Consider the following 386-nt stretch of genomic DNA (forward strand, 5'->3'; position numbering starts at 1 on the left):
CAGATCTTCCTCCACGCCCAGCGCGACTGGGACGAGAACATCGAGCACGACCAGAAAATCCGCGTCGGCAACGAACGCCACGACACCGTCGAGCAAAACAGCTACAGCGAATTCAAGGCCGAAGAACACCACACCGTCTACGCCGACCGCAAAGTCGAAACCCGCGCCAACGACCACCTCACCGTGGGCGTCAACCAGCACATCAAGATCGGCACCGGCCAGTTCATCGACGCCGGTCAGGAAATCCACCTGAGCAGCGGCATGAAAGTGGTCATGGAGGCCGGCGCCGAGCTGACCCTGGTCGGCGGCGGCAGCTTCATCAAGATTGATGCTGGCGGCGTGACCATGAGCGGGCCGGTGATCAATATGAACTCCGGTGGTAGTCC

At 61.1% G+C, this 386-nt stretch carries 1 pseudogene; it reads left to right on the plus strand.

Annotated features, from left to right (window positions below):
• A pseudogene (locus CXF97_RS14030) lies at window positions 1-386 on the plus strand (type VI secretion system tip protein VgrG); the annotation flags it as partial.

It is taken from the genome of Pseudomonas sp. Choline-02u-1 (assembly GCF_002836515.1).
Lineage (GTDB): Bacteria > Pseudomonadota > Gammaproteobacteria > Pseudomonadales > Pseudomonadaceae > Aquipseudomonas.